Consider the following 24,076-nt stretch of genomic DNA (forward strand, 5'->3'; position numbering starts at 1 on the left):
AGATAGCAATGAGCGACGCCAAAGTACTTACCGGAGCCGGCCTGCGTGGCCAGGTCGCCGGACAGACCGCCCTGTGCACCGTCGGCAAGACCGGCGCCGGGCTCACCTACCGGGGCTACGACGTGCGTGAGCTGGCCGCCGGGGCGATCTTCGAGGAAGTCGCCTACCTGCTGCTGTACGGCGAGCTGCCCAACGCCGAACAACTGGCCGCCTACCAGGACAAGCTGCAGGGCCTGCGCGAGCTGCCCCAGACGCTCAAGGAAGTGCTCGAACGCATCCCGAAGGATGCGCATCCGATGGACGTGATGCGCACCGGCACCTCGATGCTCGGCAACCTGGAGCCGGAGGCCGACTTCAGCCAGCAGCAGGACAAGGCAGACCGCCTGCTCGGCGCGCTGCCGGCGATCATGAGCTACTGGTATCGCTACAGCCATGAGGGCGTGCGCATCGCCTGCAGCAGCACCGAGCCGACCCTTGGCGGCCACTTTCTCGCGCTGCTGCACGGGCGCAAGCCGTCCGAGCTGCACGTGAAGGTGATGAACGTCTCGCTGATCCTCTACGCCGAGCACGAATTCAACGCGTCGACCTTCACCGCGCGGGTCTGCGCCTCGACGCTGTCCGACCTGTTCTCCTGTGTCACCGGCGCCATCGGCTCGCTGCGCGGGCCGCTGCACGGTGGCGCCAACGAGGCGGCGATGGCGTTGATCGAGCGGTTTTCCTCGCCCGAGGAGGCGGTCACCGAGCTGCTCGCCATGCTCGAACGCAAGGACAAGATCATGGGCTTCGGCCATGCGATCTACAAGGAATCCGATCCGCGCAACGAGGTCATCAAGGACTGGTCGCGGCAGCTCGCCGAGGAAGTCGGCGACCGCGTGTTGTTCCCGGTCTCCGAGGCCATCGATCGGACCATGTGGGAGCAGAAGAAGCTGTTCCCCAATGCCGACTTCTATCACGCCTCGGCGTACCACTTCATGGGCATCCCGACGCCGCTGTTCACGCCGATCTTCGTCTGCTCGCGGGTCGCCGGCTGGTGCGCGCACGTGTTCGAACAACGCGCGAACAATCGCATCATCCGCCCCAGCGCCGACTACACCGGCGTCGAACAGCGTCCTTTCGTGCCGCTGGCCCAGCGTTGAACACCGAGGCGGCCGCACGGATGGCCGCCCGCTCACTCCATTGACCGTGATCGAGTCCTTTCCATGAACAAGGCTTACAGCAAGAAACTGCCCGGCAGCGCGCTGCTGTACTTCGACGCCCGTGAAGCCGTCGAGGCCCTGGCGCCCGGCGCCTGGGCGGGGTTGCCCTATACCTCGCGGGTGCTCGCGGAAAACCTGGTGCGGCGCTGCGACCCGCAGGCGCTGGACGCCTCGCTGCGCCAACTGATCGAGCGCCGCCGCGACCTGGACTTTCCCTGGTTCCCGGCGCGGGTGGTCTGCCACGACATCCTCGGGCAGACCGCGCTGGTCGATCTGGCCGGCCTGCGTGATGCCATCGCCGCGCGTGGCGGTGATCCCGCGGCGGTGAACCCGGTGGTGCCGACGCAATTGATCGTCGATCACTCGCTAGCGGTGGAGTGTGGCGGCTTCGAGCCCGATGCCTTCGCCCGCAACCGCGCCATCGAGGACCGCCGTAACGAGGACCGCTTCCACTTCATCGACTGGACGCGCCAGGCGTTTCACAACGTCGAGGTCATTCCGCCGGGCAACGGCATCATGCACCAGATCAACCTGGAGAAGATGTCCCCGGTGATCCAGGTGCGCGACGGCGTGGCCTTCCCGGATACCTGCGTCGGCACCGACAGCCACACCCCGCACGTCGACGCGCTGGGCGTGATCGCCATTGGCGTCGGCGGCCTGGAGGCGGAAAGCGTGATGCTCGGCCGAGCGTCCTGGATGCGCCTGCCGGACATCGTCGGCGTCGAGCTGTCCGGGCGCCCGCGCCCGGGCATCACCGCCACCGACGTGGTCCTCGCGCTCACCGAGTTCCTGCGCAAGGAACGGGTGGTCGGTGCCTGGCTGGAGTTCTTCGGCGAGGGTGCCGCGGCGCTGACCATCGGCGACCGCGCGACCATCTCCAACATGTGTCCCGAATACGGCGCCACCGCCGCGCTGTTCCATATCGACCGGCAGACCCTCGACTACCTGCGCCTCACCGGCCGCGAGGATGCCCAGGTGGCACTGGTGGAAAACTACGCGAAGACCCTGGGCCTGTGGGACGACGAGCTGCGCGGCGCCGAGTACGAACGCGTGCTGCGCTTCGACCTGTCCCAGGTGGAGCGCAACATGGCCGGGCCGTCCAACCCGCATCGCCGCCTGCCCACCGCCGCGCTGGCCGAGCGCGGCATCGCCGGCGCCTGGAACGAAACACCGGGGCAGATGCCCGACGGCGCGGTGATCATCGCTGCCATCACCAGTTGCACCAACACGTCCAACCCGCGCAATGTCATCGCCGCCGGCTTGCTGGCGCGCAACGCCAACGCCCGCGGCCTGCTGCGCAAGCCCTGGGTGAAGACCTCGCTGGCGCCCGGGTCGAAGGCGGTGGAGCTGTACCTGAAGGAAGCCGGCCTGCTGCCGGAGCTGGAAAAGCTCGGCTTCGGTATCGTCGCCTTCGCCTGCACCACCTGCAACGGCATGTCCGGCGCGCTGGCCCCGGCGATCCAGCAGGAAATCATCGAACGCGACCTCTACGCCACCGCGGTGCTCTCCGGTAACCGCAACTTCGACGGACGCATCCATCCCTACGCCAAGCAGGCCTTCCTCGCCTCGCCGCCGCTGGTGGTGGCCTACGCCATCGCCGGGACCATCCGCTTCGACATCGAGAAGGACGTACTCGGGCACGATAGCGAGGGCAGGGCGGTGACCCTGGCCGACCTCTGGCCCAGCGACGAAGAGATCGATGCCCTGGTCGCCCGCGCGGTGAAGCCCGAGCAGTTCCGCCAGGTCTACGAGCCGATGTTCCGCTTCGCCGCTGCCGAGGACAGTGGCGTCAGCCCGCTTTACGCGTGGCGCCCGCAGAGCACCTACATCCGCCGTCCGCCCTACTGGGAGGGCGCGCTGGCCGGCGAGCGCGGCTTGCGTGGCCTGCGTGCGCTGGCGGTGCTGGGCGACAACATCACCACCGATCACTTGTCGCCGTCCAATGCCATCCTCGCCGACTCCGCCGCCGGTGAGTACCTGGCGCAGATGGGCCTGCCCGAAGAGGACTTCAACTCCTACGCCACCCACCGCGGCGACCACCTCACCGCGCAGCGCGCGACCTTCGCCAACCCCAAGCTGATCAACGAAATGGCGGTGGTCGATGGCCAGGTGAAGCAGGGCTCGCTGACCCGTCTGGAGCCGGATGGTCAGGTGCTGCGCATGTGGGAGGCCATCGAGACCTACATGCAGCGCAAGCAGCCGCTGATCATCATCGCCGGCGCCGACTACGGCCAGGGCAGCTCCCGCGACTGGGCCGCCAAGGGCGTGCGCCTGGCCGGGGTCGAAGCGATCGTCGCCGAGGGTTTCGAGCGCATCCACCGCACCAACCTGATCGGCATGGGCGTGTTGCCGCTGGAGTTCCTGCCCGGTACCACGCGTACCACCCTGGGCATCGACGGCAGCGAGACCTTCGACGTGCTCGGCGAGCGTACTCCGGGGGCCGAGCTGACCCTGGTGATCCGCCGCCGCGATGGCCAGGCGCTGGAGGTGCCGGTGCGCTGCCGCCTGGACTCCAACGAGGAAGTCTCGATCTATGAAGCGGGTGGCGTGTTGCAGCGCTTTGCCGAGGATTTTCTGCAGGAGACGTTGGGGTAACCCCCTCTCCCCCGACCCCTCTCCCGCGAGGGGAGAGGGGAGCAAAAGCGCGGCCCGGCGCCGTGCCCACCAGTAAGGCCACACCGAACAAGCCCCTCGCTCCTGGCGGGAGAGGGGTTGGGGAGAGGGAGCGGGCCAGCATAGCCATGCCACTTGCCGTGTCCCAGGGGCGGCAGGCCCCGCACCGAACAAGCCCCTCGCCCCTGGCGGGAGAGGGGTTGGGGAGAGGGGGCGGGCCAGCACAGCCATGCCCCTTGCCGTGTCCCAGGGCGGCAGGCCCCGCACCGAACAAGCCCCTCGCCCCTGGCGGGAGAGGGGTTGGGGAGAGGGGGCGGGCCAGCATAGCCATGCCACTTGCCGCGTCCCAGGGGCGGCAGGCACCGCACCGAACGAGCCCCTCGCCCCTGGCGGGAGAGGGGTTGGGGAGAGGGGGCGGGCCCGCGCCGTAGCATGCCTGGGCTCGGTTCTTGACCTGAACACACAATCAGACGCCCGATGGGGGCGTCGCAGGAGTCAACGATGTCCCACGCCGCACAGATCCGCATTCCCGCCACCTACCTGCGTGGTGGCACCAGCAAGGGTGTGTTCTTTCGCCGGGAGGATCTGCCCGAGGCCTGTCGTGCTCCCGGTGAGGCGCGTGATCGCCTGTTGCTGAGGGTGATCGGCAGCCCCGATCCCTATGCCAAGCAGATCGACGGTATGGGTGGCGCCACCTCCAGCACCAGCAAGACGGTGATCGTCTCACCCAGCCAGCGACCCGGTCACGATGTGGACTACCTGTTCGGCCAGGTGTCCATCGACAGTGCCTTCGTCGACTGGAGCGGCAACTGCGGCAACCTGTCGGCGGCGGTCGGTCCCTTCGCTATCGCCGGAGGTCTGCTCGATCCGGCGCGGGTACCGCGTGACGGGCTCTGCGAGGTGCGTATCTGGCAGGCCAACATCGGCAAGACCATCGTCGCCAAGGTGCCGATGCGCAACGGTGAAGTGCAGGAAACCGGTGACTTCGAACTGGATGGGGTGACCTTTCCCGCGGCGGAGATTGCCCTGGCCTTCCTCGATCCCGCCGACGAGGGGGAGGAGGGCGGCGCGCTGTTCCCCACCGGCAATCGGGTGGATGAACTGCAGGTGCCGGGCATCGGCAGCTTTCCGGTCACGCTGATCAACGCGGGGATTCCCACGATCTTCGTCAACGCTGCGGACCTGGGCTATAGCAGTAGCGAATTGCAGGACGACATCAATGGCGACGCGGCGGCCCTGGCGCGGTTGGAGACGATCCGGGCCCATGGTGCGCTGCGCATGGGGCTGATCGAGCGTCTGGAGGACGCCGCGCGGCGCCAGCACACGCCCAAGTTGGCCTGGGTCGCACCTCCAGCGGACTACCGTTCCTCCAGCGGCAAGCTGGTCAGCGCGACGGACATCGACCTGCGTGTGCGGGCCATGTCCATGGGCAAGCTGCACCACGCGATGATGGGGACGGCGGCGGTCGCCATCGGCACGGCGGCGGCCATCGACGGCACCCTGGTCAATCTTGCCGCCGGTGGTGGCGAGCGCCGTGCGGTCCGCTTCGGGCATCCCTCCGGCACCCTGAGGGTCGGCGCCCAGGCCCGCTGCGTAGACGGCCAGTGGCAGGTCACCGAAGCCTCCATGAGCCGCAGTGCGCGGGTCCTGATGGAAGGCTGGGTGCGGGTGCCGGGCGACTGCTTCTGAGCCGGACTCAGGCCTGCAGTATCGCCTGGGGGATCTGCTGAAGTGGCAGTTCGCGCTCCACGGCCCCCAGCTTCATGGCTTCGCGCGGCATGCCGTAGACCACGCAGCTGGCTTCGCTTTCGCCCAGTGTGTTGGCACCCGCCTCGCGCATCTCCTTGAGACCACGGGCGCCATCGTCGCCCATCCCGGTCATGATCACGCCCAGGGCGTTGCCGCCGGCGGCGCGGGCGGTGGAGCGGAACAACACGTCCACCGAGGGGCGATGCCGACTGACCGGCGGGCCATCGACGATCTCCACGTGATACTGCGCTCCGCTGCGCTTGAGCAGCATGTGGCGGCCACCGGGGGCGATCAGCGCACGTCCGGGGATCACCCGGTCGCCACTGCGTGCCTCGCGGACATCCAATTGGCTCATGCGATCCAGGCGCTCGGCGAAAGCGGCGGTGAAGCGTTCCGGCATGTGCTGGACGATCACCAGCCCCGGGCAGACCCGTGGCAAGGAGGTGAGCAGGTATTCCAGCGCCTGGGTGCCACCGGTGGAGGTGCCGATGGCCACTACCTTCTCGGTGGTGCGGGCCATTGCCGCCTGGCTGGCCGCCGGCAGGATGGCATCAGCGGAAAGCTTCGGCGGCGTGCTCGGTGGCGGCATGGCCAGGCGCTTGAGGTTGGCCTGGGCGGCGGCCTTGATTGCCTGGACGAGTTCTTCGGTCGCGCCGATGAGGAATTGCCGCAGGTTGCCTTGGGGCTTGGTAACGATGCTCACCGCACCGGCGGCCATTGCCTGCAGGGTCGTGGCCGCGCCCTTCTCGGTGAGGGTGGAGCAGATCACCACGGGTGTCGGGCGCTCAGCCATCAATTTCTTGAGGAAGGTAATGCCGTCCATGCGCGGCATTTCCACGTCCAGCACCAGCACGTCGGGCCAGTTGCGATTCATCTTGTCGAGCGCGAATACAGGATCGGCGGCGGTGCCGATCACCTCGATCGCCGGGTGTTCCGCAAGGCTGCCCGCGAGAACCTGGCGGACCACTGCGGAGTCGTCGACGATCATCACTTTGATGCGATTCATCTCATCACCTCCTGGGACTGCGGCCCGGTGGATGGCGGCGATGCCGAGTGACGAAGTGTGAGCTCCCCACTGCCGACATCGAAAATCAGGGTGCGTGGGGTGCGGCCCCCCAGGTCCGTAGACTGGCATTTCAGGCCGTGGTACTGGAGCAGCTCCATGGCCAGGGCCGCGTTGCGCTTGCCGATATGGTCGCCGGGATTGCCGCCGAACATGTTGGCGCCGCCGTAAAGGCCCAGGCGGTATTCCAGCGGCAGGCTGTCGCGCCGGTGCATTTCAGCGAGCATCAGTTCGAAGGCTTCATCACCGTAACGACCGTCCAGGTGCTTGCCCCTTGGATCGCGGCTGGGCAGCAGGAAGTGACTCATGCCTCCCAGGCGTCTTTGCGGGTGCCAGGCCACCAGGGACACGCACGAGCCGAGGAGCGTGCGGATGCGCACCGGTTGCTCGCTGAAGTGGAATTCCCCAGGAGCCAGGAACACCTCGCCGGGGCTACGCATGGGCTTTCCGGTAGATCGACGGGCGCACCGCGCTCAGGTCGTTGGTCACCCCATTGAGGCTTTCCGAGTGGCTGACGAACAGATAGCCGCCCGGGCGCAGACGCTCGCAGAGGCGCCGGACCACCTGGCGCTTGGTTTCCAGGTCGAAGTAGATCATCACGTTGCGCAGGAAGATCACCTCGAAGTGGCCCACGTCGGGTAGCTGCTGGTTGAGGTTGATCTGGCGAAATTGCACGCGGCGCGCGAGGGCCGGTTCGATCATGAAGCTGCCGGCATGCTCGCCGGTGCCCTTGAGGCAGTGGCGGCGCAGCATCTCGCTATCCACGCCACGACTGTCCATCGGATAGATACCGTTGCGGGCGGTCTGCAGTACCCGCTGGCTGAGGTCCGACGCGACGATCTCCCACGGCCGATGGGTCAGGGTATCGGCCAGCAGCAGCGCCAGGGTGTAAGGCTCCTCGCCGGTGGAGCAGGCGGCGCTCCAGATGCGCAGCGGCGTCGAGCCCCTGGCGAGCTCATCGCGCAGGCGCTCGCGGAGGAAATCGAAGTGCTTGGGCTCGCGGAAGAAGTAGGTCTCGTTGGTGGTCAGCAGATCGACGGCCGTCTGGCACTCCTGACGATCCTTCATCACCAGGGCGAAATAGTCGGCGAAGCAGCCCATGCCGTAATGGCGCAGGCGCTTGCCCAGGCGTCCGGCGACCAACTGTTTCTTCGCGCTGGTCAGGGCGATCCCGGCGATCTCGTGGATGAAGACGCGAAACTGCTCGAATTCGCGATCGCTCAGCTGGAGCTGTTGCATGCGGCCTCCTCGCGATCCGAGGCCTGACCAAGCTGCTGCATCTCCGCCTGGGACAGCACGCGGCCCACGTCCAGCAGCAGCACCAGCCCGCTATCCAACTTGCCCATGCCGAGCAGGAACTCGGCATTGACCGACTGGCCGAAGTGCGGCGCCGGTTCGATGTCGCTCTGGGGAATCTCGAGCACGGCGCTGACGGTATCCACCACCACGCCAATCACCTGTTCGTGATTTCCCTGGCGGGCCTCGAGGATGACGATGCAACTGCGTCGCCCGGCCTCGGTGGCGCCCTTGCCGAAGCGGCGCAGCAGATCGATGACCGGCACCACCGAGCCACGCAGGTTGATCACGCCGAGGATGCTCGGCGGCATCATCGGTACGTGCCGCGGGGCGCCGTACTCGATGATTTCACGCACGTTGCGGGTGCCCACGGCGTACAGCTCGCCACCCAGGGCGAAGGTCAGGTACTGCTCGCTCGTCGCGCTGGGTTCGGTTTCGTGCTTTGACCAGTCCATGATGTGCTCACCCCGCGAAACGTACGAAACCGCTGGGCAGGCCGCCTGCGGCACTGCCATCGTCATCCACGTCCGGCATCGTGCGGACGCGGCTCTTGGGCTTGAGCGCGCTGCTCGGCGGCAGACCGCCGTCGACCTTGAAGAACGCCATCAGTTGCTGCAGCTGCTCGGCTTGTCCGCTCATTTCCTCGGCGGTGGCGGCCAGTTCCTCGGAGGCGGAGGCGTTCTGCTGGGTGATTTCGCTGAGCTGGTTCATCGCGCTACTGATCTGGCCCACGCCGCTGGTCTGCTCCTCGGAGGCCGCGGCGATCTCCTGCACCAGGTCGGAGGTGCGGGTGATCGACGGTACCATCTGGTCGAGCAGGCTGCCGGCGCGTTCGGCCAACTGCACACTGCCCTTGGCGACTTCGCCGATCTCCTGGGCGGCCACTTGGCTGCGTTCGGCCAGCTTGCGTACTTCGGCGGCGACCACCGCGAAGCCCTTGCCGTGCTCGCCGGCGCGGGCCGCTTCGATGGCGGCGTTGAGCGCCAGCAGGTTGGTCTGGTAGGCGATGTCATCGACGATGCCGATCTTCTCGGCGATGGTTTTCATCGCTTCCACCGTCTCGCGTACCGCGCGACCGCCTTCGTCAGCCTCGCGGGAGGCCTTGCCGGCCATGCCGTCGGTGACCTTGGCGTTCTCGGTGTTCTGTGCGATGGAGGCGGACATCTGCTCCATCGAGGCGCTGGTTTCTTCTACCGATGCGGCCTGCTCGGAAGCTCCTTGGCTCATGCTCTGGGCCGTCGCAGAGATCTGCTCGGAGGCGCTCGTCAGGGCATCGGCATTGCTGCGTACCTCGCCGATGGTTTGCGCCAGCTTCTCCGCCATGCGGCGAATGGCGGCGAGCATGCTGTTGTTGTCGCCCTCGCGGGTAGCGACCTGCACGGTGAGGTCGCCGGCGGCGATGCGGCCGACCATGTCTGCCGCATAGGCGGGCTCGCCGCCCAGTTGGCGCAGCAGGTTGCGAGTGATCAGCGCACCGAACAAACCCACCACCAGCAGCGTAAGCGCGGCAACCACAATGGAGACCAGCGTTGCGCTCGACAGCGCCGCCTCGGCCTGGTCGCCGCCCAGGGCGGCATTCTTGACGTTGTAGTCGCGGTGTTTTTCCAGGGCCGCGTTGAGCGAGTCGATCTGGTTGGCCTGCAGGGCGATCATGCCGTCGCGGGCGACCTCGTTCTCATTGCGCCGGGAGTGCTGGAGCACCACGCTGGCGGCCGCGAGGAATTCAGTGATGGCCTTGCGATCGGCGTCCAGCAGCGACGTGTCGGTGTCGTCCGAGAGCAGCTTGGCGTAGGCCTCCTGCGCGTTGGTGATCTCCGCTTCGTTGTCCTTGATCGCCTTGTCCAACCCGGCCATGGCCTGATCGTCGACGCTGAGAATGTGTTGGTAGACCAACTGGACCTGCTCGTTCACCGCGTTCCGTAGCTGGTTGATGGCGACGATGCTCGGCACCGAGTTCACGTTGGCGTAGTTCGCGGCCTTGTAGACCTGGTTCATCTGCTGGTAGCCGATGCCCGCTAGCAGCAGGATGCCGATCAGCGCGCAGAGCACCAGGAGGATCATCTTCTTGGTAATGGTCATGGATTGGCTCCGGGCGCTCAGGCGGCGCCGTGGACAAGCAAATGGGGTTGCCGAAAGGCGACTTGGGTATTTTTCTCGTCCAGGTTGAGTGCCTGCCGCTCGCGCAGCAGGCCGGTATTGCGGAAGCGGGTGTACATGCCCGGGGCTCGCTCCATGTTCAGCCTCCGAAGCGCACGAAGCCGGCCACGCGGGGCGCGTCCTCGTGCCCAGGCACGGCAAGTACGGCAGGCGCGCCAGGCGCCGGACGCTCCACCGCGGCACTCATGCGCAAGCGGAAGAACTGCACCAGCTGCTGCAACTGGGTGGACTGGCTGTTCATTTCGTCCGCGGTGACCGCCAGTTCCTCGGAGGCGGCGGCATTGCGCTGGGTGATATCGCTGAGCTGGCCCATTGCGGCGTTGATCTGCTCAACGCCGGTGGTCTGCTCTTCGGACGCGGCGGCGATTTCCTGCACCAGGTCGGAGGTGCGGTTGATCGATGGCAGCATCTGCTCCAGCAGGAAGCCAGCGCGCTCGGCCAGTTGCACGCTGTTCTTGGCCACTTCGCCGATCTCCTGGGCGGCTACCTGGCTACGTTCGGCGAGCTTGCGCACTTCGGCGGCGACCACCGCGAAGCCCTTGCCGTGCTCGCCGGCGCGGGCGGCTTCGATCGCGGCGTTGAGCGCCAGCAGGTTGGTCTGGTAGGCAATGTCGTCGACGATGCCGATCTTCTCGGCGATGGTCTTCATCGCCGCCACGGTGTCGCTGACCGCACGGCCGCCTTCGCTGGCTTCGCTGGAAGCCTTGCCGGCCATACCGTCGGTGACCTTGGCGTTCTCGGTGTTCTGCGCGATGGAGGAGGACATCTGCTCCATCGAGGCGCTGGTTTCCTCCACCGAGGCGGCCTGTTCGGACGCCGCCTGGCTGAGGCTCTGGGCGGTGGCGGAGATTTCCTCGGCGGCGACATTGAGGGTGCTGGTGGACTGGTGGATGCGCCCGATGATGTCGGCAAGCTTGTCCACGGTGGCATTCAGCGAGCCCTTGAGTTCACCGAGCTGGCCGCGATAGTCGCCTTCCATGCGCTGCTGCAGGTCGCCCTCGGCGAGCGCCTTGATCACTTGCAGCGCCTCGCGCAGCGGCACGATGATGGCTTCCAGGGTGCCGTTGAAGCCGTTGACGATGTTGCGGTAGTAGCCTTTGTGGCGGTTGGCGTCGGCGCGCACGTCGAGCTTGCCGTGCATCGCCGATTCGCTGAGCAGGGTGGTGTCGTCGATCAGCGCGACCATGTTGGCGCGCAGTTGCTCGATGGTCTCGTTGATGAACACCTTCTTGCCGGGGAAGGTCTCCAGGTGCGCTTCGAGGTTGCCGGCACCCAGCTCCTGGACGCAGGCGATGGCTTTCTTCTTGACCGCGATGTGGCCGGCGACCATGGCGTTGATGCCGCGGGCAATCTCCGCGTAGGCGCCCTGGAAACGCTCGGCGTCGATCATCACATCGATATCGCCCTTGTCGTGCTCGGCGGCCATGTGGCGCATTTCACCCATCAGCCCGGTGAGGTTGCCGCGCAGGGTCTCGACGGTTTCGTTGATGAACGCTTTCTTGCCGGGGAACGGCTCCAGCGGGGCGTCGAGGTCGCCCACGGCGAAAGCTTCGACGCAGGCCATGGCTTTTTTCTTCACCGTGATGTGCTCGGTGACCATGGCATTGATGCCGCGGCCGATATCGCGATAGGCACCCTGGAAACGCTCGGCGTCGATGACCACGTCGATATCGCCCTTGTCGTGCTCCTCGGCCATGTGGCGCATCTCGTCGATCAGGCCGGTGAGGTTGCCGCGCAGGGTCTCGATGGTCTCGTTGATGAAGGCCTTCTTGCCGGGGAGGCGTTCCAGCGGCGCTTTCAGGTCGCCCTCGGCGATGCCACGCACGCAGTGCATGGCCTTCATCTTCACCTCGATGTGGCTGCTCACCAGCGCGTTGATGCGCTCGGCCAGGCTGGCGAACACGCCCGGCAGGCGCGTCGCTTCGAGGGTAACGTCGATGTCGCCCTGCGCGTGTGCCAGGCTGACCCGCTGCAGTTCGTCGTGCAGGGCTTCGAGGTTCGCCGCCTGCTGCTGCTGAGCGGCGGCCAGCGAGCCGGCACGGGCTTCGCCGTGCGGCGTGCCGTCGAGCTCGCCGAGTGCCAGCCTGCGGCTCTGTTCGAGGATGCGCTCACTGGCGCCGCCGAGTTGTTCGCGCAGCGCGCCGGCGAGCAGCCAGCCTTGCAGGGCGACCAATACCACGGCCGCCAGGCCAACGCCGACGGTGAGCTGGCCCAGCGGGGCAAGGGCCAGTAGCAGCAGGGCCAGCGAGGCGCTGAGGGTCAACGAGGTGATACGTGCGTGAATGCTCATGATGCGGTGCTCCTGCGCGCAGCTGAGGTGAAAAGGGCGTGATTGCCGGCGGCCTGTCCAGGCGCCGTTGACAGCGGTATGAGGATTGACCGACGGGCATGATCCAGTCGTCGCGAAGGCGAGACGGCGGGCGGCGAGTGACGGGTCATGGGCATCGTCCTGTTGTTCAGTCGAGCGTGCTGGTGGCCGGGTGGCGACCGGCGAGATCGGCGATCTCGTCCAGGTTCAGCACCTGTTCCATGCGCAGCAGGGTGATGAAGCCGTCGCCGATCCGCGCCATGCCATCGACGAAGTCGCTGCGGATGCGGCTACCGAAGGCCGGCGCATTGCGGCGTGCGTCGTCCTCGATCTCGGCGACGGCGCTGACCGCGTCTACCAGGGCGCCGACGAGCTGTGCCTGGTCTTCGTCGAACACTTCCATGATCACGATGCAGGTCCGCGGGCCGAGCCTCACCGGGCTGTTCTCGAAGCGCTCGCCCAGGTCGATGATCGGGACGACCGCGCCCCGCAGGTTGATTACGCCGCAGACCAGCGCCGGCATCATCGGCACGCGGGTGATCTGGCCGTACTCGAGGATCTCGCGCACGTAGCGCGTCGGTACGGCGTAGGTTTCCTGGCTGACACGGAAGCTCAGGTATTGCCGCTCCGTATCACCGCCGAGTGCGATGTGGCCATAGGTCTGAACGTCCATGCCTAGCTCCCGAAGCGGACGAAGCCGCTGACCTGTTGCGGCGCGGCCGTCTGGGCCACGGCGATCTGCGCGACGCTCGGCTGAACGGCGGCGATGCGGGTCTGTTGCGCGTCATCGAACCGGAAGAAGTTCATCAACTGCTGCAACTGCGAGGATTGCCCGTTCATCTCGGCAGCGGTGGCGGCCAGCTCTTCCGAGGCGGCCGCGTTCTGCTGGGTGATGTCGCTGAGCTGGTTCATCGCCGAGGAAATCTGCTGTACGCCGGTGCTCTGCTCGTCGGACGCGGCAGCGATTTCCTGCACGAGGTCCGAGGTGCGGTTGATCGACGGCAACATCTGGTCGAGCAGGCTGCCGGCGCGTTCGGCGAGTTGCACACTGCCCTTGGCTACTTCGCCTATCTCCTGGGCGGCCACCTGGCTGCGCTCGGCGAGCTTGCGCACTTCGGCGGCGACCACCGCGAAGCCTTTGCCGTGCTCGCCGGCACGGGCAGCCTCGATAGCGGCGTTGAGCGCCAGCAGGTTGGTCTGGTAGGCGATGTCGTCGACGATGCCGATCTTCTCGGCGATGGTCTTCATCGCATCCACGGTGTTCTTCACCGCCTGGCCGCCTTCGCTGGCCTCGCAGGAGGCCTTGCCGGCCATGTTGTCGGTGACCTTGGCGTTGTCGGTGTTCTGCGCGATGGAGGCGGACATCTGCTCCATCGCCGCGGTGGTTTCCTCCACCGAGGCGGCCTGGTTGGAGGCGGCCTGGCTGAGCGTATGCGCCGTCGAGGAAATCTCCTGGGAGGCGTTGTTGATCAGGGTCGTGGTCTCATGCACCTGGCCGATGATGTCGGCGAGCTTTTCCACGGTGCTGTTGAGCGACTGCTTGAGCTCCAGCATGTGGCCCTGGTAATCGCCGGTCATGTGCTGCGACAGGTTGCCTTCAGCCAGCGAGGCGACCACCGTCATGGCTTCGCTGACCGGTTCGACGATGGATTCGAGGGTGGCGTTGATGCCCTCGACGATGCGGCGGAAATCACCGCGATGGCGGTTGGCCTGGGCGCGTACCTGCAGGCGGCCTTCGCGGGCGGCATCGCTGAGCATCTGGGTGTCGTCGATCAGCGCCTGTACGTTGCCGCGCAGGGTCTCGATGTTGTCGTTGATGAAGGCCTTCTTGCCGGGGAACTGCTCCAGCGGCGCCGACAGGTCGCCTTCGGCGAAGGCGCGGATGCAGGCCATGGCTTTCTTCTTCACGCTGATGTGGCCGGAGACCATGGCGTTGATGCCGTTGGCGATCTCGGCATAGGCACCCTTGAAGCGCACGGCGTCGATCATCACGTCGATATCGCCCTTGTCGTGCTCTTCGGCCATGTGGCGCATTTGTGCCATCAGCCCGGTGAGGTTGCCGCGCAGGGTCTCGATGTTCTCGTTGATGAAGGCCTTCTTGCCCGGCAACTGCTCCAGCGGGGCCGTCAGGTCGCCCTCGGCGAAGGCGCGCACGCAGTTCATGGCCTGTTTCTTCACGGCGATGTGGCTGGCGACCAGGTCGTTGATGCCCTGGGCCATTTCACCGAAAGCGCCCGGGTATTCGACATGGACCACCACGTCGATGTCGCCACGGGCATGCTCGTCGATCGTGTATTGCAGGTCCTGGCGCAGTTCGCGCAGGGTCGCGTTGGCTTGCTGCAGGTGCGCGACCAGTGAATCGGCCGGCGCGGCGCGCTGGCTCTGGCTGTCGAAGTCGCCGTGTGCCAAGCGCCGGGCCTGGTCCAGCGCTTGCTCGAGATCGCAGCCCAGTCCCTGGCCGAAGGTGCGAACCAGGAGTACGACCTGAAGCACGATGAGTGCCGCGGCGATCGCCACGACGATCCGCAGGAGGTTGCCATCGGCGGCCAGCAGGACGGCCAGCAGCAGGGCGAGGAGGGCGGTTGCGCCAAGAACGATGATGCGATTGACGAGGTTCATTGCGGGATACTCCGAGCCGTATGGGTCGTACCGCGAGGGGCATTGGCGGCTTGTCCGAGTTGAGCCAGCAAGCCGGGGATGTCCAGGATCAGGGCGACGGCGCCACTGCCGAGAATGGTGAAGCCACTGAGGCCGCCGACCTGGCCAAAGAGCCGGCCGAGGGGCTTGATCACGGTCTGGAACTCGCCGAGCAACTGGTCCACGACCAGCCCGGCGCGGACGTTGGCGTAGCTGACCACCACTACGCTTTCCCGGCGCGGCGGCGTGCTGGGATCGTCGAACAACTGGCGCAGGCGGATGAAGGGCAGCACATCACCGCGCAGGTCGAGGAACTCCTGGCCGGCGAGTTGCCCGGCGGGCAGCTCGATGCACTCTTCGACCATGTCCAGCGGCACCACGTAGCTGGCGGCGCCGATACCGATCATGAAGCCGTCGATGATCGCCAGGGTGAGGGGCAGGCGGATGCGGACGCAGGTGCCTTCGCCCAGGCGGCTGTCCAGTTCGACGGTGCCGCGCAGCGCGGCGATGTTGCGCTTGACCACGTCCATGCCGACGCCGCGGCCGGAGAGGTTGCTGACCTGCTCGGCGGTGGAGAAGCCGGGTTCGAAGATCAGGTTGAAGATATCCTTGTCGCTCAATTGCTGGCCTTCGGCGACCAGGCCGCGCTGGATCGCCTTGGCGAGGATCTTCTGCGGGTCCAGGCCGCCGCCGTCATCGGAAACCTCGATGACGATGCCGCCGGCCTCGTGGTAGGCGTTCAGACGCACGGTGCCCTGCAGCGGCTTGCCGCGCGACTGGCGCAGTTCAGCCGCTTCGATGCCGTGGTCCATCGAGTTGCGTACCAGGTGGGTCAGCGGATCGCCGATCTTCTCCACCACGGTCTTGTCCAGTTCGGTATCGCCGCCGCTGATACGCAGCGCGATGTCCTTGCCCAGTTCGCTGGAGACGTCGCGCACCACGCGCTGGAAGCGGTTGAAGGTGGCGCCGATCTGCACCATGCGCAGGGTCAGCGCGCTGTCGCGAACTTCCTCGACCAGCCGCGACAGGGTTTCCGCCGCTTCGCCCATGTCGGCCAGGCCGCTGCGCTGGGCGAGGTCGCGGACCCCGGCGCCGGCGATGATCAACTCGCCGACGAGGTTGATCAAGGCATCCAGTTTGCCGGCATCGACGCGAATCAGGGTGGCTTCGCTGGCGGCTTTTTCTCGCGCCGCGGACGCGGCGACGGGCGCGTCGGCACTGCGTTGCGCGTTCGGAGTTTCGACCGTGGCAACCGGGGACGCTTCGTCCGCCTCGACCGCAGCGGCGCACGCCAGGCTGCCGAGTGTCTCGAAGATCGGCCGCAGGCGCTCCTCGCCTTCCGGCAGGGCTTGCAGTTGCGCGAGCACGACCTCTTGGCCAGCGCCGGGCGGCGCCAGGTGCAGCAGGCCGTCTTCGCGAACGAAGTCGAAGGCGCCGTCGATGCTCGCCGCCGGCTCCTCGCTATGCAAGGCGATCTCGAAGCCCAGATAGCTGCTTTCCGCGTCGAAATCCTCGGCGCGCGGCAGCGCATCCTCGAGGGTTTCCACGCGCATCTCGCCGAAGCCACGCAGGTAGCGCAGCAGGGCCAGCGGGTCCATGCCGTTGCGCAGGCTGTCGAGGCCCGGGCGCCAGGAAATGTGCCAGTGGCCGCTGGCGGCCACGGGAGCTTCTTCCTGCGCGGGCGCAACGCTGACCGCTGCGCTCTTTTGCGGCGCGAGGTACTTGCTCAGACGCTGCTCCAGGGCTTTGCCCGTATCGATCAGGTCCGCCGGCAGGTGATCGAGTGCGCTGTCACTGGCCAGTTGCCCAATCAGTCCGGAGAGGTGGTCGCCGACTTCGAGCAGCAGCGCCACCAGCGTGCCGTCGATGGCCAGTTCGCTGGCACGCACGCGGTCCAGTACGCTCTCCGCGACGTGGGTGATGGCGACGATCGGGTCCAGCCCGAACAGGCCAGCCGAGCCCTTGATGGTGTGCGCCGCGCGGAAGATCGCGTTGATCCGCTCGGCATCGTCCGGCGCCTGCTCGATCTCCAGCAGGGTATTTTCCATTTGCTCGAGCAGTTCGTTGCTTTCGGCAATGAAGGTGCCGATCACTTCGTCGAGGTTCATGCGGGCGTTTCTCCGAGCAGTCGTCCCAGGCCGCTGAGCTCCAGGACCTCCAGCACTGCGGGCGTGGGATGGCTGAACTGCAGTGCGCAACCATGCTCACCGGCCTCGCGTTGCATCTGCAGCAGCAGTTGCAAGCCGGCGCAATCGAGTTCGTCGACCCGCGCCAGGTCCACTTCCAGTGGTCCCGGCTGCTGTACCGCGGCGAGCAGCAAAGGCTTGTTCTCGGCGGCGTTGTAAATGGTCAGCGCACCTTCAATGGCGAGCGGTTGGGCAGTGCTGTCCGGACTACGCATGGCAGGTTCCTCACGGCAGGATCAGCTTGGAGACGGCGGTAAGCATCTGGGCGGGTTGGAACGGCTTGACCACCCAGGCGCGGGCGCCGGCGGCTTGACCTTCGGCTTTCTTGTTCTCGCCCGCTTCGGTGGTGAGCATGATCACCGGCGTGAACTTGTAAGCGGGCAATTGCTTGAGCGCCTTGACGAAGGCGATGCCGTCCATGTTCGGCATGTTCACGTCGCTGATGATCAGGTGGATCTTGCGACCGTCGAGGCGCGACAGCCCGTCCTTGCCGTCAACGGCTTCGATGACCTCGTAGCCGGCCCCCTTGAGGGTGATACCGACGACCTGGCGGATCGATGCGGAGTCGTCGACGATGAGAATGGTCTTGGCCATGGGCGCCTCAGAAGAAAGTGATGTCGGAATCGTTGCTGTTCGAACGCTGCTGGCCGGTGTGCGCCAGATGCTGTTCGGGCGTGGTGTAGGTCGCTTGCAACTCGGCCAGCCAGCGGCTGGCATCGATGGGCGCCTGGGGCGTTTCGTTGACGTGTCGGGCGAGCTTCTCCAGGTCGTCGCGTACATGCCCGAGCATTTGCCCGGTGCGGTCCTGGAACTGCAGGTCCACCAGCACCCGGCTGATTTCCTCGGCCATGACCTGGCTTTCCTCGCGCAGGCGCTCGCTGCCGTGCAGCAAGTCTTCGGCGCTGCCCTTGAAGTCCTCGATGACGCGGTCGATGAGGTGCCCGGCGTCCTCCAGCGTGCGGGCATCGAGCTCGGTGTGCTCGCGCGACATCACCAGCGTCTGGCCAATGGCATGGTTGACGTTCTCGACGGTCTCGACGATGCGCTGGCCGGTCTGCCCGGAGAGGGTGGAGAGCTTGCGTACCTCGTCGGCCACCACGGCGAAACCGCGCCCGGCTTCACCGGCGCGGGCCGCCTCGATGGCGGCGTTGAGCGCCAGCAGGTTGGTCTGCTTGGCAATGTTGGCCACTTCCGAGGCCATCCCGGCGAGCTGGCCGGTGAGACCTTCGAGTTGCTGGATCTCCGCGAGCAGTGCCTGGCGACCCTGCATCGCGTTGCGCAGGTCGACAACGGTGTTGCCGAGCGCCCGCTCGCTGCCGCCGAGCAGGGCAGGGAGGTCCTGCCCGGCCTGTCCACTGGCCGCTGCCAGGGCGTGGTCGATGCGTGCCGAGAGCTGTGCGAAACGCTCGGTGAGCGCCTCGACCGATTCCTGGCTGTGGCTGCGCGCCAGTTCGACGTGCCGCGCCCAGAGCGGCACGACCTCGCTGCACAGGGTCTGCAGACCTTCGACGTGGCGGCTTGCTTCTTCTTCCTGGCTTTGGGAGCGCGCGGTCTGGTGCGCCTGAGCCACGATCTGAGCCTGAGTCGCTTCGGCACGGCGCACCAGCCACAGCGCCAGCAGCGCCCCCGGCACCACCAGCAACAGGGCATAGAAACTACCGCCATAGGCCGCCAGAGTCGTCGCCAGCAACCCGCTCGCTGCACAGAGGGCAACTGCCAGGTAGAGGGTCGGAATGCGTGGTTTGCTCACGGATGCGCTCCAGCGTGGAGGCTGGAAGGTCACTTCCAGCTGACGCTACGAAGAATGACGATGCGCACAACCGCGCGATATCGGCGCATCCCGATCCGGGCGTAGGACAGAGGACGATAGGGGTAGGGATTTTCTGACTGCGGCTGAGGGCTGACTGGGCGGCGGAGCGACGTCATTTGCTGCTCCCCCTCTCCCCAACCCCTCTCCCACGAGGGGCGAGGGGCTATTCGTGTGGGGCCTGGATGCTGTGCTCGCCCTTCACGGGAGAGCAACCGTGTTCCCGGTCAAGCCTGACGACTGTCCCAGGCCGGATTCCAGGGCGTTCCTGTTCGCAGGATCGCGTTGAGGATCACGAGCAGTTTGCGCATGCAGGCTACGATGACGACCTTTGGCGGCTTGCCGGCCGCCACTAGTCGGTCGCTCATGGCTTTGATCTGTGGGTTGTACCGGCGAGCGCTGTGGGTCGCCATGTACAGGGCATGGCGAACGGCTGCACGTCCACCCCAGATCTTGCGCTTGCCGCGCATCTGGCCGCTGTCGTGGGCGAAGGGCGCTACACCAACCAACGCGGCGATCTGTTTGCGCGTGAGCTGGCCCAGCTCCGGCAGATCGGCGATCAGGGTCGACGCGTTGATATCTCCGATACCTTTGACGCTTTGCAGCAAGTCATCCTTGGCCTTCCAGGCTGGGCTGTCCTTGATCCGCTGGCGCATCTCGTCATCGAAATCACTGACAGCCTTCTCCAGCCAGCGGATGTGTTGCTTGAGGTGCTTGGAGACCCGAGCATCGCGCGCTTGAGCCAAGCGCTGGCGCTCCATGACCAGCATCTCGACGGTCTGCCGCCGTCGTGTCAGTACCTCATCGAGTGCACGCAGCGATTCGTCCTTGAGGGCTCTGGGCTCAACACCCGTCATCGCGCCGAAACGCGCCAAGACACCGGCATCGACCTGATCGGTCTTGGCCAAGATACCCAGCGCCTGGGCGAAACGATGCGTCTGCCGCGGATTGACCACAGCCACCGGGACACCCGCACGCGCCAACTCTGCGGCAAGCTCGGCCTCCAGGCCACCCGTGGCCTCGAGCACAACCAGCTTGAAGCGCTGTTCGAGGGCTTTGGCCACCAGCGCGTCAATGCCTTCCACCGTATTCTCATGCGCCCACGCGGTAGACGCCGGCCAGGTCGCACAGTCCAACCGAGCCTTAGAAACGTCTACACCCAATACCACTTCTGCGTCTTGCTGTTTCATGACGTTGACTCCCTGCCTTGCAATGCGAGCTTCGAGCTCAGGCAACCGTTCGGGTTCTCTAATCAAAACCGCCGTAGCGACCCTCGCTCTCCCACGGTCTTGTCACCAGAGGGCCTGCGGTCTGCTGCGGCGGGAACAGCAAAATCAACATACAAGGGACGGGGAGAGGGTGATCCGGAGGGCGGTTCAACCGCGTCATTCAGACCAGGCCGTGGTTCACCGCGTACTTGACGATGTCGGCGTTGCTGGCGAATGCCATCTTTTCCATCAGGCGGGTCTTGTGGGTGCTGACCGTCTTGTTACTGATGACCAGTTGTTCGGCGATCTGGTTGACGGTCAGCCCCTGACCGAGCAGCCGCAGGATCTGGAATTCGCGGTCGGACAGGCAATCAGCCCCTTCCTTGCTCGTTTGGTTGGCGCCGAAGGCAATGCTTTCGGCGATGCGCGGGTCGATGTAGCGACCACCGCCGGCGACACGGTGGATCGCGGCGAGCAGGGTTTCCGGGTCGTGGTCCTTGGTCAGGTAGCCGGCGGCACCGGCGCGCAGCGCGCGCTGGGCGATCTGTGCCTCGTTGTGCATGCTCAGTACCAGAATGGGAAGCCCCGGGTAGCGGGCCCGCAGGCGAGTGATCAGGTCCTCGCCGCTCAGGCCGGGCATACTCATGTCGAGTAGCAGCAGATCGACCATGGCCTCGCGCAGGCGCTCCAGGACCTGGTTGCCGTTCTCGGCCACCGCGGCGACTTCCAGATTGCGATCGAAGGCGATCAACTGGCGCAAACCCTCGCGCATGATGGCATGGTCGTCGGCGATCAGCAGACGGATCATGGGTTCTTCTCCTGGGGGTGACGCATCGGGAAACGTGCCTGTACCGTGGTGCCCTGGCCGGGATGACTGAAGATGACCACCCGGCCACCCTGGCTCAGGCCCCGCTCACGCATACCGGCCAGGCCAAGGGTACTGTGTTTCACCTGCAGTGGGTCGAAGCCACGGCCGTTGTCGCTGATGTCCACCAGGCAATGTTCGTCCTCGTTCTCAAGGGTGATGACCACGCGCTCGGCGCCGGCGTGGCGCGCGACGTTGGTCAATGCCTCCTGGACGATGCGGAACAGCGTGATGGTGGCCGGTTCATCCAGGCCGCTGTCGTCCAGGTGGCTGTAGAGGCGGCAGTCGATGCCGCTGCTGCGGGTGAACTCCGCCACCAGCCATTCAAGTGCAGCCTTCAGCCCCATGTTCAGCGCCGAGGGGCGCAGGCTGGTGGTGATCGAGCGCACCACGCCGATGGTGCGGTCGCACAGGCCCATCAGGTGCTCGACGCGCTCCGCGAGGCCCGGATTCTCTGCGCCGAATTGCAGGCGTAGCAGGGAAATGCCCATGCGCAGGGCGGTCAGATGCTGCCCGAGCTCGTCGTGGATTTCCTGGGCGATCAGCTTGCGCTCTTCTTCTCGGGCGCTTTCCCGCCGGCTGGCCAGCTCGCGCAGTTGCAGGTTGGTCGTCTCCAGTTCACGCTCGGCGGCGCGCAGGCCGGTGACGTCGCGGGCGACCGAGATGACGCTGCGCACGCGCCCCAACTGATCCCGTTCGGGGACCAGTTTGACCATGTGGTGGCTCTGCTGGTCCGGTGGCTGGTCGACGCCGTAGATCAGTTCTTCCTCCAGGGCCTTGCCAGTATCTGCGACCTGGCGAACCAGTTCCGCCATGATCTCCACCTGGGAGCTGTAGCCAAACGCTTCCTGTGCGGGGCGTCCGCGGGCCTCGACCAAGGGTAGTTGGCAGAGTCGTTCCAGGGCCGGGTTGGCGTAGAGCAGGTGGAAATCCGGACTCAGGCGTCCGATGGCGTCGGGGGTGTTCTCGATCAGCGCGCGGAACTGCCGCTCGTTTTCCAGTAGCGCACGTTCCATGCGCTGTTGTTCGCTGAGGTCGCGCATCAGCATCAGGCTGTAGCCGCGCTGGTCGTAGTGGAAGGCATCGACATGGATCGACACCGGCAGTCGCGTGCCGTCGATGCCTTCGCCAAGCTCCAGATAGAGGTCCTGTCCGGAGCGCAGGCGCGCGGCGAGTCGCGTGTGGGAGTCTCGACTCCAAGCGGGTACCAGACTGCCGATGGGCATGCCGAGCAGGCCGCCGTGGTCATCGCTGAGCATGGCGCGCGCGGAATCGTTGGCGTAGCGCACGCGCAGGCCGTCATCGAGCAGCACGATGCCGTCGAGGGCGTAATCCAGTGCGAACGCCAGCAAGTGGACCTGCTCGGCTTGCTCGTGGCGCTCGAGGATGGATTCCAGACGTGCCAGGTAGTAGAGCGGGGCGCCCTGGGCATCGCCGATCATGCGCAGCTGATAGCGCGCCCACTGGTAGCCTTCGTCATCGTGCCGATAGCGCAGGGCGCCGGAGGGAAGGTCATTGCGCGCGCGCAGGGCGCGTTCCAGGGCATAGGTGCAGGCAAGCTGGTCCTGGGGATGGAAGTAGCTGACGAGCGCCTCGCCGCGCAGTTTCTCGGCGCTGCAGCAGAGCATGCGCTGCAGTGTTTGGTTGCTGTAGACCACGTTCCCCTCCAGCGACAGCAGCGCCATGCCGGAGGCGGCGCTGTCGAAGGCGAGCCTGAAGAGCTCGTCGGGTATCGCCTGTGTTGCCTGATCCATTCGAGGTCCCTGTCAACGCCTGCGTCTCGAGTATGTAGACCCGTGGTTCGCGCGGCGACTCCCCCTGGCCGAAAGTCGAATGCCGTGGTCGTCGCTGTCCTTGAATCAGGCTAGCCCATTTGTGCCAGCGCCTTGCGAAAACGCGCCAATGAGTAGCCGAAAAGCACGGCGCCAATCGCGATCAGGGCGAGGAATTGCGGCCACACCACGGAAAAACCGGCGCCGCGGTAGAGGATCGCCTGGGCGAAGGATACGAAATGCGTAGTGGGCGCCAGCGTCATCAGGTACTGGATGAATTCCGGCATGCTTTCCGTCGGCGTGGTGGTGCCGGAGAGAATCTGCAGCGGCATCAGCACGAGGATGGTCAGCAGGCCCAGCTGCGGCATGGAGCGCGCCACGGTGCCGAAGAAGATCCCCAGCGCAGTGGTGGCGAACAGGTACAGCCCGGTACCGGCGAGGAACAACGTCAAGGAGCCACCGATCGGCACGCCAAGCCAGGCGCGCACCACCAGCAGCATCGACAGTGCGGTGGCCACCAGCACCACCAGCGCCATCGACCAGACCTTGGCAAACATGATCTCGAAGGGCGTTACCGGCATCACCAGCAGGTGCTCGATGGTGCCGTGCTCGCGCTCGCGGATCAGCGCCGCGCCGGTGAGGATGATCGACAGCATGGTGATCTGGGTGATCACCGCCATCACCGCACCGAACCAGGATTCGGTGAGGTTCGGGTTGAACAGCACGCGTACGGCCTGTTCCACCGCCTGCGGCGTCACCCCGCGGGTGCCCTGGAGAAACTCGGCGATCTCGCTGCTGACGATCTCCTGCACGTAGCCGGCGCCGCTGAAGGCCTGGCCGATCTGCGTGGCGTCCACGTTGAGCTGGATCTGCGGTTGGCGCCCGGCGAGCAGGTCGCGCTGGAAATGCGGCGGGATATCCAGGGCGAAGGTGTAGCGCCCGGCGTCCATGCCGGCGTCCATCGCGGTCGCGTCGATCAGCGCGGGCGGGTTGAAGTAGGGCGGCTGCAGCGCACCGAGGATGCGTGTGGAGAGCTGCGAGCGATCCTCGTCGACGACTGCGATGGGCGCGTGGTGCAGGGTTTCCGGCAGGCCGCGGGCGTTGGAGTAGACGTTGAGGGTGAAGGAATAGAGGATCAGCACCAGCAGCGCGTAGTCGCGGCCGAGGCTGCGCAGTTCCTTGATGCCCAGTTGCAGGACGTTGGCCCAGGTATTCATCG

Annotated in this window: 20 protein-coding genes and 2 pseudogenes; 3 read left to right on the plus strand and 19 right to left on the minus strand. The window is 66.1% G+C overall.

The window, feature by feature from the left end:
- Positions 1-8: 8 nt before the first annotated feature.
- From prpC to prpF, 3 genes are all read left to right on the plus strand, one after another.
- Positions 9-1,136: a bifunctional 2-methylcitrate synthase/citrate synthase gene (gene prpC / locus ACYRGX_RS13480; protein ID WP_473052981.1), complete on the plus strand. Its 1,128-nt coding sequence runs from the start codon at positions 9-11 to the stop codon at positions 1,134-1,136.
- A gap of 63 nt (positions 1,137-1,199) precedes the next feature.
- The gene (gene acnD, locus ACYRGX_RS13485; RefSeq protein WP_473052982.1) at positions 1,200-3,791 is read left to right on the plus strand and encodes a Fe/S-dependent 2-methylisocitrate dehydratase AcnD; all 2,592 of its coding nucleotides are present in this window, start codon (positions 1,200-1,202) and stop codon (positions 3,789-3,791) included.
- Positions 3,792-4,310: 519 nt separating this feature from the next.
- Complete coding sequence (prpF, locus tag ACYRGX_RS13490; protein ID WP_473052983.1) at positions 4,311-5,498, plus strand: 2-methylaconitate cis-trans isomerase PrpF; 1,188 nt, start codon at positions 4,311-4,313, stop codon at positions 5,496-5,498.
- Between the two features lie 7 nt (positions 5,499-5,505).
- Here prpF and ACYRGX_RS13495 read toward each other — a convergent pair whose 3' ends face one another.
- The 19 genes and pseudogenes from ACYRGX_RS13495 to ACYRGX_RS13585 form a co-directional block, all read right to left on the minus strand.
- Positions 5,506-6,564, minus strand: a complete 1,059-nt coding sequence (locus tag ACYRGX_RS13495) for a protein-glutamate methylesterase/protein-glutamine glutaminase (protein ID WP_473052984.1) — start codon at positions 6,562-6,564, stop codon at positions 5,506-5,508.
- Entirely contained in the window at positions 6,561-7,061 is a 501-nt protein-coding gene (locus tag ACYRGX_RS13500) for a chemotaxis protein CheD (RefSeq protein ID WP_473052985.1), read from the minus strand. The genes ACYRGX_RS13495 and ACYRGX_RS13500 overlap by 4 nt, the downstream gene beginning before the upstream one ends.
- Positions 7,054-7,860, minus strand: coding sequence for a CheR family methyltransferase (locus ACYRGX_RS13505; protein WP_473052986.1), 807 nt, complete (start codon positions 7,858-7,860; stop codon positions 7,054-7,056). Before ACYRGX_RS13505 ends, ACYRGX_RS13500 begins: the two co-directional genes overlap by 8 nt.
- On the minus strand, positions 7,842-8,372 hold the full coding sequence (locus ACYRGX_RS13510; protein WP_473052987.1) for a chemotaxis protein CheW: 531 nt from the start codon (positions 8,370-8,372) through the stop codon (positions 7,842-7,844). Before ACYRGX_RS13510 ends, ACYRGX_RS13505 begins: the two co-directional genes overlap by 19 nt.
- Positions 8,373-8,379: 7 nt before the next feature.
- Positions 8,380-9,996 (minus strand): methyl-accepting chemotaxis protein, encoded by a 1,617-nt coding sequence (locus tag ACYRGX_RS13515; protein ID WP_473052988.1) that lies wholly within the window; start codon positions 9,994-9,996, stop codon positions 8,380-8,382.
- 17 nt (positions 9,997-10,013) lie between these two features.
- Positions 10,014-10,151: a hypothetical protein gene (locus ACYRGX_RS13520; RefSeq protein WP_473052989.1), complete on the minus strand. Its 138-nt coding sequence runs from the start codon at positions 10,149-10,151 to the stop codon at positions 10,014-10,016.
- Between the two features lie 2 nt (positions 10,152-10,153).
- On the minus strand, positions 10,154-11,779 hold the full coding sequence (locus ACYRGX_RS13525) for a methyl-accepting chemotaxis protein (RefSeq protein ID WP_473056690.1): 1,626 nt from the start codon (positions 11,777-11,779) through the stop codon (positions 10,154-10,156).
- A gap of 27 nt (positions 11,780-11,806) precedes the next feature.
- A pseudogene (locus ACYRGX_RS13530) lies at positions 11,807-12,364 on the minus strand (hypothetical protein); the annotation flags it as partial.
- Between the two features lie 166 nt (positions 12,365-12,530).
- The gene (locus tag ACYRGX_RS13535) at positions 12,531-13,055 is read right to left on the minus strand and encodes a chemotaxis protein CheW (protein WP_473052990.1); all 525 of its coding nucleotides are present in this window, start codon (positions 13,053-13,055) and stop codon (positions 12,531-12,533) included.
- 2 nt (positions 13,056-13,057) lie between these two features.
- Positions 13,058-14,140 carry a methyl-accepting chemotaxis protein gene (locus tag ACYRGX_RS13540; RefSeq protein ID WP_473056691.1) on the minus strand — a complete coding sequence of 361 codons (1,083 nt, stop codon included), beginning with the start codon at positions 14,138-14,140 and terminating at the stop codon, positions 13,058-13,060.
- Positions 14,141-14,179: 39 nt separating this feature from the next.
- Positions 14,180-15,001, minus strand: a pseudogene (locus tag ACYRGX_RS13545) (methyl-accepting chemotaxis protein); the annotation flags it as partial.
- On the minus strand, positions 14,998-17,127 hold the full coding sequence (locus tag ACYRGX_RS13550) for a chemotaxis protein CheA (RefSeq protein WP_473052991.1): 2,130 nt from the start codon (positions 17,125-17,127) through the stop codon (positions 14,998-15,000). The pseudogene ACYRGX_RS13545 and the gene ACYRGX_RS13550, both read right to left, overlap by 4 nt.
- The gene (locus ACYRGX_RS13555) at positions 17,124-17,420 is read right to left on the minus strand and encodes an STAS domain-containing protein (protein WP_473052992.1); all 297 of its coding nucleotides are present in this window, start codon (positions 17,418-17,420) and stop codon (positions 17,124-17,126) included. The genes ACYRGX_RS13550 and ACYRGX_RS13555 overlap by 4 nt, the downstream gene beginning before the upstream one ends.
- A gap of 10 nt (positions 17,421-17,430) precedes the next feature.
- Positions 17,431-17,799 carry a response regulator gene (locus tag ACYRGX_RS13560; protein WP_473052993.1) on the minus strand — a complete coding sequence of 123 codons (369 nt, stop codon included), beginning with the start codon at positions 17,797-17,799 and terminating at the stop codon, positions 17,431-17,433.
- A 7-nt stretch (positions 17,800-17,806) separates the two neighbouring features.
- Positions 17,807-18,475: a methyl-accepting chemotaxis protein gene (locus ACYRGX_RS13565; protein WP_473056692.1), complete on the minus strand. Its 669-nt coding sequence runs from the start codon at positions 18,473-18,475 to the stop codon at positions 17,807-17,809.
- Positions 18,476-19,239: 764 nt separating this feature from the next.
- A complete protein-coding gene (locus tag ACYRGX_RS13570) occupies positions 19,240-20,202 on the minus strand; it encodes an IS110 family RNA-guided transposase (RefSeq protein ID WP_473052994.1) in 963 nt (320 codons plus the stop codon).
- A 199-nt stretch (positions 20,203-20,401) separates the two neighbouring features.
- Positions 20,402-21,028 carry a response regulator gene (locus ACYRGX_RS13575; protein ID WP_473052995.1) on the minus strand — a complete coding sequence of 209 codons (627 nt, stop codon included), beginning with the start codon at positions 21,026-21,028 and terminating at the stop codon, positions 20,402-20,404.
- Positions 21,025-22,839 (minus strand): PAS domain-containing sensor histidine kinase, encoded by a 1,815-nt coding sequence (locus ACYRGX_RS13580; protein WP_473052996.1) that lies wholly within the window; start codon positions 22,837-22,839, stop codon positions 21,025-21,027. The genes ACYRGX_RS13575 and ACYRGX_RS13580 overlap by 4 nt, the downstream gene beginning before the upstream one ends.
- Positions 22,840-22,949: 110 nt before the next feature.
- On the minus strand, positions 22,950-24,074 hold the full coding sequence (locus tag ACYRGX_RS13585; protein WP_473052997.1) for an ABC transporter permease: 1,125 nt from the start codon (positions 24,072-24,074) through the stop codon (positions 22,950-22,952).
- Between the last annotated feature and the right edge of the window lie 2 nt (positions 24,075-24,076).

The sequence above is a fragment of the Pseudomonas sp. R4-15 genome, from assembly GCF_055768815.1.